A 14,240-nucleotide genomic window follows, 5' to 3' on the forward strand; every position below is an offset into this window, starting at 1 on the left:
AGTCAAAAAAGAAAAAGAGTCAAAAAAGAAAAAGTGAAGAAAGATACAATACCTCAAGTAGAGCATGTTCTTGATCTGTACTTTAAAACAGATGATCCAAAAAAGAAAAACAGCCTCCTAAAGTCGGTTTTAGAAAAGGCTGTTTATAAGAAGGAAAAGTGGCAAAGGCTCGATGATTTTGAACTTGTGCTTTACCCTAAGCTCCCTCAAGATGGCGACATATAAGCGTTCGCGCTTTGTCGTCACCTTGTTGGTGTAATTAGGTTTACTCCATTAAGCCCTAAAGCATCATTCGTCGAAACAGCCAATACGACAGGCTTCCCATTTCTAAGCGTCGCTTTTGCTGCCATTAATACTGGAGAGTCTGTCATTGCATTTGCAAATTTACTCATCGAATTCCCTGTTAGTGGTGCAATCACCATGCAATCTAGTGGAATTTTCGGTCCTAGTGGCTCTGCGCCAACGATTGAATTAATTGCCTTAAAACCGGTTATTTCTTCGATCTTTTTAATCCATTCTTCCCCTTCGCCAAATCTAGTATTTGTTGATTGGACAGTATAAGAAACAACGGGACGTACTTCTGCACCTTCTGCAATTAACTTCTCTAAATGTGGCATAACTTCTTCATACGTACAATGTGACCCTGTAAATCCGAAACCAATTCGTTTTCCCTTCAAACTCATTTCTCATCATCCTCCTTTGCGATTGCATCTGCTATTAATAACTGAGAAAGAACATTCGCTAATATTTGTCCTGCTGTTTTCGGTGCAACAATCCCAGGAAGACCAGGTGCTAATAGTGCCTTCACTCCACGCTTCTCCGCATAGCGAAAGTCCGTGCCACCTGGCTTAGAAGCTAAATCAATAACTAGCGTATGAGCTGGCATTTTTGAAAGAACATTCGCTGTCACAACAAGATGCGGAATTGTATTAATAACAATATCGATATTACCTACTTCTTTCTCTATGTCTTGCATATGAAAAGGAGAAAACATCATTTCTGTAATACGAGCAATATGTTCCGAACGTCTCGCTCCAACTTTGACATGTGCTCCTAATGATTGAAAGGCTCTTGCAACACTCATACCAGTTCTACCAAATCCTAAAACCATTACATTCGATCCATGAATTGTGTAATCAGTATGTTGAATAACCATCATTAGTGTACCTTCTACGGTCGGAATAGAGTTATAGATTGCAACATCATCACGATCAAATAATTTTACAAGTTTGCGATTTGTAGTAGCTACGAGATTTTCCAAGTAAGGTGTACCAATACCTGAATATATAGTGAAGTTTTCTGGCGTCTTTTCAATTTGTTCTTTCGTTATGGAAACTTTCTCATTTGAAAAAATAGTATCTACTTCTCCTCTGGCATTCGTCCCTGCAACCGGCAAAATAATTGCATCTAAGGAAGTGAAATTTAAATCTTGTATACTTTCCTTTGCTGCCCCTGTGAAGCCATGATCTAACTGTTCAAACCCTATTAATGAAAGTTTCGCGTCCAGTTCGACTAGCTTGCGAATTACTTCTAGCTGCCGTGCATCTCCTCCTATGACAGCAATATGCATCTCAGTCAACATTCCCTAATTCACCTTCTTTTTCTTTCATTTATAAGAAAAATGCCTACTTTTTCTTTTTCCTCCACATCATATGTAATGTACGAGTTTGAGGTGATTGAAAAACAAAAAGCACACGTGATTTATCTTCTTTATATAAAGATAAAAAAAAGACAACCAAAATGGTCATCTTTCACTATGATCTTGAATGGTTCGTAAGATCGCAAAGTATCATATCATTTCCAACCTTCTTTATTTTGCTCCATTCTACTCTCACTTCTTGCTGTTCTCTTTTAAAACCTCCCCATTTCCCAGCAGGTATAATAAGCGCTTGTATTTTTCCATCTCTCTCATCAATTTCTAAATCTGCATGACCTAAAACTCCCATTTTTTCTGCTCTTTCTAAATCCACAATCTCTTTGCCACTTAATTCACTTAAACGCATTAAATCTCCCCCTATCCTACTTTTTATGAAGGTTATCCTATAATAAGTACCTATTCTGCATATATAAAAAAAATAACCGTATCTCATATAAAAGAGATACGGTTATTTCCGAAAGCGAATGAATTACAAGATCGATTAAAGTTTCATTCCTTTTGGCAGTTTTCCATCCGGACTAATAAGTGCCGCAGAGAATTCATCGGTAAACATATTGCGAATTAACTCGTCTACATTTTGCTTTGTTACAGTGTTTACACTTTCAATAATCTCATCAAGAGAACGATGTTTACGAAGAAGCAATTCGTTTTTACCATTACGGCTCATACGACTATTCGTACTTTCTAAACTTAACATTAAGTTTCCTTTTAATTGTTCTTTACTGTTAACAAGCTCTTTTTCTGTAATACCTGTATTTTTCAACGTATTTAACGTTTCTTGCATTGTTTCATACAGTGTATCTAATTGTTTACTACCTGTTCCACCGTAAAGTGTTAACATTCCTGTATCTTCATAAGAAGAGTGATAAGAGAATACTGAGTACGCTAACCCGCGTTGCTCACGTACTTCTTGGAATAAACGGCTACTCATACTACCGCCTAAAACATTATTTAATACAATTAAGTTATAAATATCTTCGTGTCCCATTTGCAAGCCTTTATATCCTAAACATAAATGAGCTTGTTCTGTTTCCTTCTTACGTGCTACTTTATTGAAATGGAAAATTGGGCTATGTACTTGTTCACGGTTTGTTGTCCCTTCGTAACTACCGAAATATTGCTCTACAGTTTGTAAAAATGCTTCATCAATATTCCCTGCAATTGATACAACAACATTTTCAGGTGTGTAATGATCTTTCATATATTGACGTAACGTATCACCTGTAAATGTTTCAAGCGTTTCTTCTGTTCCTAAAATAGGATATCCAAGCGGATGCGTTTCATATGTTGCTTTCGTTAACATATCATGCACAATATCATCTGGCGCATCTTCGTACATTTTTATTTCTTCACATACAACATTCTTCTCTTTTTTCAGTTCTTCCTCATCAAATGTTGAATTAAAGAACATATCTGCTAAAACATCTAATGCATATTTAGCATGCTCATCTAGCACTTTCGCATAGTAACATGTATATTCTTTTGAAGTAAAAGCATTTACTTGTCCACCAATGCTATCAAATGATTCTGCAATCTCTCTTGCACTTCGCGTTTCTGTTCCTTTAAAGAACATATGTTCCAAAAAGTGTGAAACCCCATTATTTTTTTCATTTTCATTTCTTGAACCTGCGTGGATCCATATACCAATCGCAACCGAGCGTACAGTTGGTATATTCTCCATAACAATTCTTACACCATTTTTACACGTATATTTTTTAATCAAAAACTTTCCTCCTAATGCCAGTTTCTCTAAATAATTGCTATTATTTAATGATAACAAGTTTAGAGATGAATGTCATGCAAATGTATTTAATCCACACGTTTTTCATCTAGTAATTCTGTAATATTCCCCACTTTATATCCTTGTTCCTTTAAATTTTTAATCATAGTATCTAGCGCTTCTGTTGTAGATGAAGTAGGATGCATTAGCACAATAGCACCTGGATGTATTTTTCGCATTACTCTCTGCAATAGCACACCCGGTTCTGGCCGCTTCCAATCAATTGTATCTACAGTCCACATAATCGTCCCCATTTGGAAATCATCCGCTATTTTTACTACCTCATCCCGAAAGCTTCCACTTGGCGGAGCAAACCATCTCACTTTCTGATTTGTAGCTGCTTCTATCATTCGATTCGTTTTTTGTAATTGATCTCGTATTTCATCTGTAGACAGCGTTTTCATATTAGGGTGTGTATAAGAATGATTTCCTACTTCTTGATTTGCATCGACAATCATTTTGGCAAATCGTAAGTTTTCTTTCACCCAGCGTCCTTCTAAAAAGAAAGTCGCCTTCACATCATGTTTTTTCAATATCTCTAATATACGTGGCAAATACTCATTACCCCAGGCCACATTAATTGTTAATCCCACCATCTTTTTATTTGGATGTCCTCGATAAATGGGAGCTGGTGGTAAATCTTCTAAGTGAACACTCGGTGATACTTCCTTAAATTCAAGTTGTTTTTGATCAAACTTCTTGATTTTCTTCATATTATTATAGGACGCTTCTATATCCACTTGTTTTCCATTATACCCAGGCGTCGCCTTCCAAATCTTATCAATCATCGCATTTTGCGGCATAATCTCGTACTGTTTTACATGCTTTTGAATCTCTTCATGCAAGTTATCCTGCGCAAAAACGGAATAAGAGCCACAACCCATATATAAAGAAAATATAAATATGTACGCTAATATACGAGCTTTCATATAAACCCTCCCATTAACTATAAAAAAGAAACCATTTTCTTCTTATCTTTGTTAATTTGAGCGTTATGATGAAAACTATACCTATACTCACATAAAAATCTAAATGAATCACATTTTTTACATAACAAAAAAAGCCAGCTAAACTGGCTTTCACTTATTGTTGCTCTTGTGCGTTTTCTTCTTTAGCTGCTTCTTCTTTAGCTGCTTCTTTTTCTTGCTCTTCTTTTAGCAATACTTTTCTAGATAAGTTTACACGACCTTGTTTGTCAATCTCGATAACTTTAACTGAAATCTCATCACCGATTTTCACAACGTCTTCTACCTTACCTACACGCTCAAGTGCAAGTTCAGAAATGTGAACAAGTCCATCTTTACCGCTAAATAATTCAACGAACGCACCGAATTTTTCAACGCGTTTAACTTTTCCTAAGTAGATTTCGCCTACTTGTACTTCGCGAACGATATCTTCGATAATTTTCTTCGCTTTTTCATTCATCTCTTGATTAATTGATGAAATGAATACTGTACCATCTTGCTCGATGTCAATTTTAACGCCAGTTTCTTCAATGATTTTATTGATTTGTTTACCACTTGGTCCAATAACATCACGAATTTTATCTGGGTTAATTGCCATTGTAATAATCTTCGGAGCATACGCAGATAACTCAATGCGAGGTTCAGCGATAACAGATAACATGTGATTTAGAATGTGCATACGACCAACTTTCGCTTGTTGTAATGCTTCTTCTAAAATCTCACGAGATAAACCATCGATTTTAATGTCCATTTGTAGTGCAGTTACACCTTTTGCAGTACCTGCTACTTTAAAGTCCATATCACCTAAATGGTCTTCCATTCCTTGAATATCTGTTAAAATTGTGTAATGCTCACCAGATTTCACTAGACCCATTGCAATACCAGCAACTGGTGCTTTAAGTGGTACACCCGCATCCATCATCGCTAATGTACTACCGCAAATACTTGCTTGTGAAGTAGAACCATTTGACTCTAATACTTCAGATACAAGACGAACTGTATATGGGAAATCCTTTTCAGATGGAAGTACAGGTTCAAGAGCACGTTCTCCTAGTGCTCCGTGACCAATTTCACGACGACCTGGTCCACGCATTGGTCTTGTTTCACCAACACTAAATGAAGGGAAATTATAATGGTGCATAAAGCGTTTTGACTCTTCTACACCTAGACCATCTAAAATTTGCACATCGCCTAATGCACCTAATGTACAAATACTTAATGCTTGCGTTTGTCCACGTGTGAATAGACCAGAACCATGTGTACGAGATAAAATGCCAACCTCTGATGCTAAAGGACGAATTTCGTCACCTTTACGACCATCTGGGCGGATTTTTTCAACTGTAATAAGACGACGTACTTCTTCTTTTACAATTTTATATAAAATCTCACTTACTTGTCCTAATGTATCAGCATCAGCTTCCTCAGCTTCGTAATGCTCAATTACACGCTTTTTCACTACGCTAATTGCATCTTCACGTGCATGTTTTTCGTGCACTTGAATTGCAGAATGCATATCTGTCTCAGCCATTTCACGTACAGCTTGGTTCAAATCAGCATCCACTTCATAAAGTTTCACTGCTGTTTTCTCTTTACCGACAGCTTGTAAAATCTCTTCTTGGAATGCAATTAGACGTTTAATTTCATCGTGTCCAAACATAATTGCTTCTAACATTGTTTCTTCAGGTACTTGATCCGCTCCTGCTTCAACCATGTTAATTGCATCTTTCGTACCAGCTACAACAAGGTGCATATCACTTTGTTCTTGCTGTTCTACTGTTGGATTAATAACGAACTCGCCATTAATACGACCAACTGTCGCACCTGCGATTGGACCTTCAAATGGAATATCTGAAATAGATAATGCTAATGAAGAACCAAGCATAGCTGCCATCTCAGAAGAACAATCTTGATCAACACTCATTACGATGCTGACAACTTGTACTTCATTACGGAAACCATCTGCGAAAAGTGGACGGATTGGACGGTCAATTAAACGACTTGCTAAAATTGCTTTTTCACTTGGACGGCCTTCGCGCTTAATAAAACCGCCTGGGATTTTTCCAACTGCATATAAACGCTCTTCATAGTTTACTGTAAGCGGGAAGAAATCTACATTTTTTGGCTCTTTTGATGCAGTTGCTGTAGATAGAACTGCTGTGTCGCCATATCTTACTAATACTGCTCCGTTTGCTTGTTTTGCAAGCTGACTTGTTTCAATTGTTAGCTGACGACCAGCTAAATCTATCGAGAAGACTTGCTTTTCCTGACTCATTTAAGTACCCCTCTCAATTTAAAATATTCAATTCTTCTATGTAAATGGGTAGTATATCACAATATTCTTTCCTCTAGTATTGCCGAAAATTAAGTAAGCTATAAAGAGTAGAAGATATATTTTTACCTAACAAAAAAGCGGGAATATTCCCGCTTCTTTGACTATCGACGTAAGCCAAGCTTTGTGATTAATTCACGGTAACGTGTGATATCGCTATTACGAAGGTAAGTAAGTAAGTTACGACGTTTACCAACCATCTTTAATAGACCACGACGTGAATGATGATCCTTCTTGTGAGTACGTAAGTGCTCGTTTAGAGTGTTAATTTGCTCCGTTAGGACAGCAATTTGAACCTCTGGAGAACCAGTATCAGTCTCATGAGTTCTAAATTGTGCAATGATTTCATTTTTACGCTCTTGTGTTAAAGCCATCCTATTTCACCTCCTAATAATTAAACCCCCAGTTACCTAGCAAGCATCGGTGAGTCGCAATGCCAAGTAATGGTTGTCATAAAGTACATAACATAGAATACTACTTTTCATTTGAAAAAGCAAGTATATTCTTTACGCTCGCAAAATATTCTTGGGCAACCTTTTTATCTTGAGCGATTTGCGCAACTAACTCATCAATTCCATTAAACTTTTTTTCTTCTCTTATACGCATGTGCCATTCCACTGTAACACTTTGATCGTATATGTCTTTATTAAATTCAAATAGATGCACTTCAATAGATAATTGACGCTCATTCTCTTTGAAAGTTGGTTTATATCCGATATTACATACACCATCATGCCATTCATCATGAACCTTCAACCTTACCGCATATACACCTACAGGTGGCAACAAATATTCATCACTTAAACCTACATTTGCAGTTGGGAAACCAATTTGACGTCCACGCTTATCACCGTGTACAACTGTTCCTTCTACCGTGTAAGCTCTCCCTAAAATAGATGGAATTTGTTCCATTTCACCGTTTCGAATTAACTTTCGTAATGAAGTAGAACTTACTTTTTCTTCTTGATATTCAACTTTTTCGATCACGGTCTGTGTAAACTCCCCTCTTGCATGAAATGGTAAAGTCTCCATCTTCCCTTTTCCTAAACGTCCATATGAATAATCAAAGCCTGCTACTACATGCTTTACATTTAAACCAATAATATACTCATCGACAAACTGCTGTGGTAATAATCCAGCAAATGGCTCATCGAATTTCACCACATATAAGATATCAATTCCTAAACTTGCGATGATTTCTTCTTTAAGGCGCATCGGTGTAATATACTCCACATGCGCTTCTTTTTTTCCTAATACAACAGATGGGTGTGGATGGAACGTCATGACAGCACTTTTACATCCTCTTTCATCCGCTATTTTTTTCGCTGTTCGAATCACACGTTGATGTCCTAAATGAATGCCATCAAAATATCCTAATGCCATTACAGTAGGTGGTAATTCTATTTTATTTTGTTCATGTGGATGAGTTAAATGAATAAGTTTCACGCTTGAATTCACCTTTTTCTGTAATAATCCTTCCAATAATTCATTATAGCTTTAGTTCTTGATTATTCACAAGTACTTTCATTGGCTTTAGCATTCCAGGGTGTTTTGGGTGATGTTCATAAATTGCTAAGCAACGATCATTTTTATCAAATACTGTAATAAATGGTGCTGTTGTTTCTAATTCATTCTTTAAGAACATACCGTTCTTTATTTTTTCAGCTTGCTTTTCATCTACAACCATTTTTGGAAACTTACTTAGCGCCTCATCAATTGAGATGAAAATAGACTCTACTGTTCCATTTTGCACGTTTTCTTCAATTTCTTCAAATGATATGCAATCTTCTAGTAAAAATTCACCAGATGCTGTTCTTACAAGGTGAGACATATGTGATGGAAATCCAAGTTTTTCACCTATCATTACTGCTAGTGTTCTTACATATGTTCCTTTACTACACGTTACACGGAAACGAAATGAAATATTTTCCCCTTCAAAAACTTCACGTTCATCAAGTAATACAAATTCATGAATTGTAATTGTACGAACTGGACGTTCAACTTCTTGTCCTGCCCTTGCATATTCGTATAGTTTTTTCCCGTTAACTTTTACAGCTGAGAACATCGGCGGCATTTGTTCAATTGTCCCTGTTAATTCCGCTAGTACCTCTTCTACTTCTTTACGTGTAATGACACGATTTACATCTTGTTTCTCCACAACTTCACCAGAAGCATCTTCTGTTGTTGTCGAAAATCCTAATGTCACTTCACCTTCGTATGTTTTTGTTTCACTTGTTAAAAATTGCGCAATTTTTGTTGCACGCCCAACGCAAATAGGTAATACTCCTGTTACATCTGGATCCAGTGTCCCTGTATGACCAATTCGTTTCTCACGCAATATCTTTCTTAATTTGAACACACAATCATGTGATGTCATTCCCTTTGGCTTATGTAATAATACTACACCTTCCATATACTCACCTCATCATTATTCTTTTGTAGTAATTGCAATTATGCAAAACTTATTTTACATTGAAAAAATGGATAGACAAATGTCTATCCATTATTCTTCACGTTTACCGTCTTTATTAATTTCATGTAAAAGTGTATCAATTCGATGACCATATCCGATAGACTCATCAAACTCAAAGGTAATTTCTGGTGTTTTACGAAGACGAATACGTTGGCCAATTTCTGAACGAATAAAGCCTTTTGCCTTCGCTAAACCTTTTAATGTATTTTCTTTCTGTTCTTCGTCACCTAAAACAGAAATGTATACTTTAGCAATTTGTAAATCTCCACTCACTTGTACATCTGTTACTGTAACAAATCCAATACGTGGGTCTTTAATTTTACGACTGATAATGTCGCCTAATTCTTTTTTCATTTGCTCGCCCACACGGTTCGCACGTAATTTCATAACTCTTCACCTCATTCAATACCATTCCAAATGTGTTATCGTACGTTCAATTTCAGGAAATGAATCGATATACTCAAGTACACGATTCATTTCTTTTTCACAGACAACACGATTTGAGGATACGGAAACAATTGCAATTTCTGTACGTTGCCATACATCTTGATGCMCAACTTCAGAAACAGCTACATTATAGCGCTGTTTCACACGAGTTAACACACGTTGCAAAATTGCTCGTTTCTCTTTTAAAGAATGCACATCGTAAATCATACACTCGAATGAGAGTGAAGCGATAATCATCGCTTCACTTCTTCCATAACGTATGCTTCAATGATGTCCCCTTCTTTAAGATCATTATATCTCTCAATTGTAATACCACACTCATAGTTTTGTGCAACTTCTTTTACGTCGTCTTTGAAACGTTTTAACGTATCAAGTTTTCCTTCGAAGACTACTACGCCATCACGGATAATACGAACGCCACTATCACGTGTAATTTTACCGTCTATTACGTAACAACCTGCGATTGTTCCAACTTTTGTTACTTTGAATGTTTGACGAACTTCCGCTTGACCGATTACTTTTTCTTCGAATTCTGGATCCAGCATACCTTGCATTGCTGATTCAATTTCTTCGATTACTTTATAGATAATACGGTGTAAACGAACATCAACTTTCTCTAATTCAGCTGTACGCTTCGCATTCACATCAGGGCGTACGTTAAATCCAATTACAATTGCATTAGATGCAGAAGCTAAAATAATATCAGATTCTGTAATCGCACCTACGCCTGTATGGATAATTTTTACTTTTACGCCTTCAACATCAATTTTACGAAGTGATGCTGCCATTGCTTCTACAGAACCTTGTACGTCTGCTTTCACAATTAAGTTAATTTCTTTTACATCGCCCTCTTGGATTTGTTGGAATAAATCTTCCAGGCTGAATTTAGATTTCTCACCACGTTGTGCAACTAACGCTTCTTGTGCACGTGATTCACCGATTTGACGAGCTTTCTTCTCATCAGCGAATGCCATGAAACGATCTCCCGCTTGTGGCACTTCATTTAAACCTGTAATTTCAACAGGAGTTGATGGACCAGCAACTTTTACACGACGACCAATATCACTTACCATTGCACGAACACGACCGAATGATGTTCCAACAACAATTGGATCCCCAACTCGAAGTGTACCGTTTTGAACAAGTAATGTCGCGATAGTTCCTTTACCTTTATCAAGCTGTGCTTCAATTACAGTACCAGCTGCATAGCGATTTGGATTTGCTTTATATTCTTCTACTTCACTCACAAGAAGGATCATTTCTAGTAAGTTGTCAATTCCCTCGCCTTGAATTGCAGAAATTGGTACGAAAATCGTGTCTCCGCCCCAAGCTTCTGGAACTAATTCATATTCTGTTAATTCTTGCATTACACGATCAGGATTTGCCGCTGGTTTATCCATTTTATTCACAGCAACAATAATTGGTACTCCAGCTGCTTTCGCATGGCTAATCGCTTCAACTGTTTGTGGCATAACACCGTCATCAGCTGCAACAACAAGAATTGTAATATCTGTTACTTGTGCACCACGAGCACGCATTGTTGTAAATGCCGCGTGACCTGGTGTATCTAAGAACGTAATTTTCTTATCATTTACATCAACTTGGTATGCACCGATATGCTGAGTAATTCCACCAGCTTCGCCAGCAGTTACTTTTGAATTACGGATAGAGTCAAGCAATGTTGTTTTACCATGGTCAACGTGTCCCATAATTGTAACAACAGCTGGACGTTCTTTTAAGTTTTCTTCATCATCTTGCTCATCGATGAATGTTTCAAATTCAGTTTCACTTACAACTACTTCTTCTTCTACTTCAATACCGTAATCAGTAGCAATTAACTCAATTGTATCTTTATCTAAGTCTTGGTTAATTGTCGCCATAATTCCTAGCATGAAGAGCTTTTTAATAATTTCAGATGGCTCTTTGCTTAACTTTTTAGCAAGGTCACCTACTGTAAGGCTTCCAGAGAAAGTGATTTTATCTGGTGTTTCTACTATCGGTGTTTGTTGTCTTCCAGCAAAGTTATCTTGACGTTTATCTTCATTTGCTTTGCCTTTTTTCTTATTCTTATTGCTGTTCTTTTTACTGCGAACAACTTTCTCTTCTACTTCAAACTCATCTGCAACAGAAGGTTTTTCCGCTCCAGCGCTATATTGATTATCTAATTTGTTTACTACTTCATCTTCTAACATTGTCATATGATTCGAAACCTCGATATTCATCTCTTTTAGTTTTGTCATAAGATCTTTACTTGAGATATTATTTTTTTTTGCATATTCATGTACTCGAATTTTACTCATACCTTCACCCCCGGTAATTTGTATCGAGCATGCTACGTAGCTTTTTCGCAAAGCCTTCATCTAAAACAGCTACAACGACTCGCTCGTCTCTCCCAATCGCATGCCCTAATTGTTGTCGATTTTCGACTTTTCTCATTGGTATGTTGTAGTACGTGGTTTTATCAATGATACGTTTTGTAGTGTTCGCTGACGCATCTTCAGAAAGCAATACTAGCTTTGCTTTGCCACTTCGTACTTCTTTTAAAACGAGTTCTTCACCCGAAATAAGTTTTCGAGCGCGGTTTGCTAGTCCTAAAAATGATTTCCAATCAGACACTTATTTCGACTCCTTCTCAACAAGCTCAAGAAGCTCTTCGTACAGAGAACTGTCGATTTTCGCTTTTAGATGATGTTCCAAAATGTTTTTCTTTTGGGCTTGAATAATGCTTTCTTTATCTTTTGATAAATATGCACCTCGTCCTGATTTTTTTCCTGATAAATCAATAGACACTTCGCCCTCTTTGGAACGAACAATGCGAACTAGCTCTCGTTTTGATTTCATCTCTTGCGTCGCAATACATTTTCGTAACGGAACTTTTCGATTGCTCATACTCATCACCTCTATTCGATTTCGTCTTCAGCTGAATCGAATCCGAATGCGATTACGCTATCTTCTTCTGTCACAATACCAAGTTGTTTCGCATCAGACTCACTTTTAATATCAATTTTCCAGCCTGTTAATTTAGCTGCAAGACGCGCATTTTGTCCACGCTTACCAATCGCTAATGAAAGCTGGTGGTCTGGAACAACAACAGTTGTTGCTTTCTCTGCTTCATCTACAAGTACTTTAACAACCTGTGATGGACTTAAAGCATTTGCAACATATTCAACTGGGTCATTCGACCAGCGAACGATGTCAATCTTTTCACCTTTTAGTTCATCTACAACGCGTTGTACACGTTGTCCTTTCGGTCCTACACAAGAACCTACTGGATCAACATCGATATTCTCTGCATATACAGAAATTTTAGAACGGTCGCCTGCTTCACGTGCTACAGAGCGAATTTCTACAGTTCCATCATAAATTTCTGGAACTTCCATTTCGAATAAACGTTTTAAAAGACCAGGATGTGTACGTGATACGTAAATTTGTGGTCCTTTTGTTGTCTTTTCTACTTTTGTAATAAATACGCGAATACGATCATGTGGTTTATATTGCTCATTTGGCATTTGCTCACTTACAGGTAATAAAGCTTCTACTTTACCTAAGCTTACATAGATGAAACGAGCATCTTGGCGCTGTACAATACCAACCATAATGTCTTCTTCACGATCACTAAATTCTGAATAAATTACACCACGTTCCGCCTCACGAACTCGTTGTGTTACAACTTGTTTTGCAGTTTGCGCTGCAATACGACCAAAATCTTTTGGCGTTACTTCAATTTCTAGTACGTCACCATCTTGGTAGTTTGGATTAATTTGTCTTGCCTCTTCTACAGAGATTTCAAGACGTGGATCAAACACATTATCTACAACGTCCTTACGTGCTAAAACTTGAATTGTTCCCACTTCTGGGTTAAAGCTCACACGAACGTTTTGTGCTTGGTTAAAATTGCGTTTATAAGCAGAGATTAATGCTGCTTCAATCGCATCAATAATAATATCTTTGCTAATACCTTTTTCTGACTCTAATACGAGCAAAGCATCTAACAACTCAGTGCTCATGAAGATCCCCCTTCTTACTAAAACGTAACAGCAAGTCGCGCATTTGCAACTTTATCCATTGGAATTTGGATTTCTTTTTTACGTGTTTTAATTGTTAATAGTAGTGTAATTGTATTACCGTCGTAGGAAAGTAGCTTTCCTTCAAACATCTTCTCACCATCAATCGGCTTATATGTTTTAATTGCCACTTGTTTTCCTACCGCTTGCTGGAAGTCTTTCTCTTTCTTTAATGGACGTTCCGCTCCAGGAGATGATACATCCAAAAAGTAAAGATGAGGAATTGGATCCTCTTTATCTAAAGCTTCGCTTAAACGTTCACTTACCGCACCGCATTCTTCAATTTCGACTCCCTTTTCAGAATCGATGAATACGCGTAAGAACCAGTCTTGTCCTTCTTGCACATACTCTACATCTACAAGTTCAAGATTTAACTCTTCAACGATTGGCTGCGCAAATGCTTCTACAATTTCTGTGACTTTCTTATCCATAAACAGCCTCCTTCCTGCCGCCATGTACCATTTACAAGAAAAGATCCCGTTCATAAAGACGGTCTATCTTATTCTTTCTCGTTAGCTAACAAAA

The 14,240-nt window shown here is 37.1% G+C and carries 15 protein-coding genes and 2 pseudogenes; 1 reads left to right on the top strand and 16 read right to left on the bottom strand.

Annotation, left to right across the window (positions count from 1 at the left end; genetic code table 11):
• Positions 1-225 (top strand): annotated as a pseudogene (locus AC1DS7_RS23795) (recombinase family protein); the annotation flags it as partial.
• 32 nt (positions 226-257) lie between these two features.
• Here the strand turns inward: AC1DS7_RS23795 and dpaB are convergent.
• The 16 genes and pseudogenes from dpaB to rimP form a co-directional block, all read right to left on the bottom strand.
• A pseudogene (gene dpaB / locus AC1DS7_RS23800) lies at positions 258-683 on the bottom strand (dipicolinate synthase subunit B); the annotation flags it as partial.
• Positions 680-1,582: a dipicolinic acid synthetase subunit A gene (gene dpaA, locus AC1DS7_RS23805; RefSeq protein WP_002088148.1), complete on the bottom strand. Its 903-nt coding sequence runs from the start codon at positions 1,580-1,582 to the stop codon at positions 680-682. The pseudogene dpaB and the gene dpaA, both read right to left, overlap by 4 nt.
• A gap of 172 nt (positions 1,583-1,754) precedes the next feature.
• The gene (locus AC1DS7_RS23810; protein WP_002014571.1) at positions 1,755-2,003 is read right to left on the bottom strand and encodes a YlmC/YmxH family sporulation protein; all 249 of its coding nucleotides are present in this window, start codon (positions 2,001-2,003) and stop codon (positions 1,755-1,757) included.
• Positions 2,004-2,138: 135 nt separating this feature from the next.
• Positions 2,139-3,380, bottom strand: coding sequence for a M16 family metallopeptidase (locus AC1DS7_RS23815; protein WP_002088150.1), 1,242 nt, complete (start codon positions 3,378-3,380; stop codon positions 2,139-2,141).
• Between the two features lie 86 nt (positions 3,381-3,466).
• Positions 3,467-4,366, bottom strand: a complete 900-nt coding sequence (locus tag AC1DS7_RS23820) for a polysaccharide deacetylase family protein (protein WP_002033683.1) — start codon at positions 4,364-4,366, stop codon at positions 3,467-3,469.
• A gap of 154 nt (positions 4,367-4,520) precedes the next feature.
• Complete coding sequence (pnp, locus tag AC1DS7_RS23825; RefSeq protein WP_476999243.1) at positions 4,521-6,674, bottom strand: polyribonucleotide nucleotidyltransferase; 2,154 nt, start codon at positions 6,672-6,674, stop codon at positions 4,521-4,523.
• 161 nt (positions 6,675-6,835) lie between these two features.
• Positions 6,836-7,105: a 30S ribosomal protein S15 gene (rpsO, locus tag AC1DS7_RS23830; protein WP_001229392.1), complete on the bottom strand. Its 270-nt coding sequence runs from the start codon at positions 7,103-7,105 to the stop codon at positions 6,836-6,838.
• Positions 7,106-7,205: 100 nt separating this feature from the next.
• On the bottom strand, positions 7,206-8,177 hold the full coding sequence (gene ribF, locus AC1DS7_RS23835) for a bifunctional riboflavin kinase/FAD synthetase (protein ID WP_002128800.1): 972 nt from the start codon (positions 8,175-8,177) through the stop codon (positions 7,206-7,208).
• Between the two features lie 43 nt (positions 8,178-8,220).
• On the bottom strand, positions 8,221-9,144 hold the full coding sequence (gene truB, locus AC1DS7_RS23840; protein WP_002033681.1) for a tRNA pseudouridine(55) synthase TruB: 924 nt from the start codon (positions 9,142-9,144) through the stop codon (positions 8,221-8,223).
• A gap of 90 nt (positions 9,145-9,234) precedes the next feature.
• On the bottom strand, positions 9,235-9,591 hold the full coding sequence (gene rbfA, locus AC1DS7_RS23845; protein ID WP_000776437.1) for a 30S ribosome-binding factor RbfA: 357 nt from the start codon (positions 9,589-9,591) through the stop codon (positions 9,235-9,237).
• A gap of 15 nt (positions 9,592-9,606) precedes the next feature.
• Positions 9,607-9,888 carry a DUF503 domain-containing protein gene (locus AC1DS7_RS23850; RefSeq protein WP_476999244.1) on the bottom strand — a complete coding sequence of 94 codons (282 nt, stop codon included), beginning with the start codon at positions 9,886-9,888 and terminating at the stop codon, positions 9,607-9,609.
• Positions 9,885-11,951, bottom strand: a complete 2,067-nt coding sequence (gene infB, locus AC1DS7_RS23855) for a translation initiation factor IF-2 (protein WP_002014558.1) — start codon at positions 11,949-11,951, stop codon at positions 9,885-9,887. The genes AC1DS7_RS23850 and infB overlap by 4 nt, the downstream gene beginning before the upstream one ends.
• A 4-nt stretch (positions 11,952-11,955) precedes the next feature.
• A complete protein-coding gene (locus AC1DS7_RS23860; RefSeq protein ID WP_002033679.1) occupies positions 11,956-12,267 on the bottom strand; it encodes a YlxQ family RNA-binding protein in 312 nt (103 codons plus the stop codon).
• The gene (gene rnpM / locus AC1DS7_RS23865) at positions 12,268-12,540 is read right to left on the bottom strand and encodes an RNase P modulator RnpM (RefSeq protein ID WP_002088161.1); all 273 of its coding nucleotides are present in this window, start codon (positions 12,538-12,540) and stop codon (positions 12,268-12,270) included.
• An 11-nt stretch (positions 12,541-12,551) separates the two neighbouring features.
• Positions 12,552-13,658 (bottom strand): transcription termination factor NusA, encoded by a 1,107-nt coding sequence (gene nusA, locus AC1DS7_RS23870; RefSeq protein WP_002014554.1) that lies wholly within the window; start codon positions 13,656-13,658, stop codon positions 12,552-12,554.
• A gap of 17 nt (positions 13,659-13,675) precedes the next feature.
• Positions 13,676-14,146, bottom strand: a complete 471-nt coding sequence (gene rimP, locus AC1DS7_RS23875; RefSeq protein ID WP_002088165.1) for a ribosome maturation factor RimP — start codon at positions 14,144-14,146, stop codon at positions 13,676-13,678.
• Positions 14,147-14,240: the final 94 nt, after the last annotated feature.

The organism is Bacillus sp. P4_E1, assembly GCF_056401715.1.

What these genes read in the sequence shown, in the direction of transcription:
- rimP (WP_002088165.1), bottom strand. Translation starts at nt 14,146, where the DNA reads ATGGATAAGAAAGTCACAGAAATTGTAGAAGCATTTGCGCAGCCAATC.
- truB (WP_002033681.1), bottom strand. Translation starts at nt 9,144, where the DNA reads ATGGAAGGTGTAGTATTATTACATAAGCCAAAGGGAATGACATCACAT.
- infB (WP_002014558.1), bottom strand. Translation starts at nt 11,951, where the DNA reads ATGAGTAAAATTCGAGTACATGAATATGCAAAAAAAAATAATATCTCA.
- dpaA (WP_002088148.1), bottom strand. Translation starts at nt 1,582, where the DNA reads ATGTTGACTGAGATGCATATTGCTGTCATAGGAGGAGATGCACGGCAG.
- rbfA (WP_000776437.1), bottom strand. Translation starts at nt 9,591, where the DNA reads ATGAAATTACGTGCGAACCGTGTGGGCGAGCAAATGAAAAAAGAATTA.
- AC1DS7_RS23810 (WP_002014571.1), bottom strand. Translation starts at nt 2,003, where the DNA reads ATGCGTTTAAGTGAATTAAGTGGCAAAGAGATTGTGGATTTAGAAAGA.
- nusA (WP_002014554.1), bottom strand. Translation starts at nt 13,658, where the DNA reads ATGAGCACTGAGTTGTTAGATGCTTTGCTCGTATTAGAGTCAGAAAAA.
- rnpM (WP_002088161.1), bottom strand. Translation starts at nt 12,540, where the DNA reads ATGAGCAATCGAAAAGTTCCGTTACGAAAATGTATTGCGACGCAAGAG.
- pnp (WP_476999243.1), bottom strand. Translation starts at nt 6,674, where the DNA reads ATGAGTCAGGAAAAGCAAGTCTTCTCGATAGATTTAGCTGGTCGTCAG.
- AC1DS7_RS23820 (WP_002033683.1), bottom strand. Translation starts at nt 4,366, where the DNA reads ATGAAAGCTCGTATATTAGCGTACATATTTATATTTTCTTTATATATG.
- rpsO (WP_001229392.1), bottom strand. Translation starts at nt 7,105, where the DNA reads ATGGCTTTAACACAAGAGCGTAAAAATGAAATCATTGCACAATTTAGA.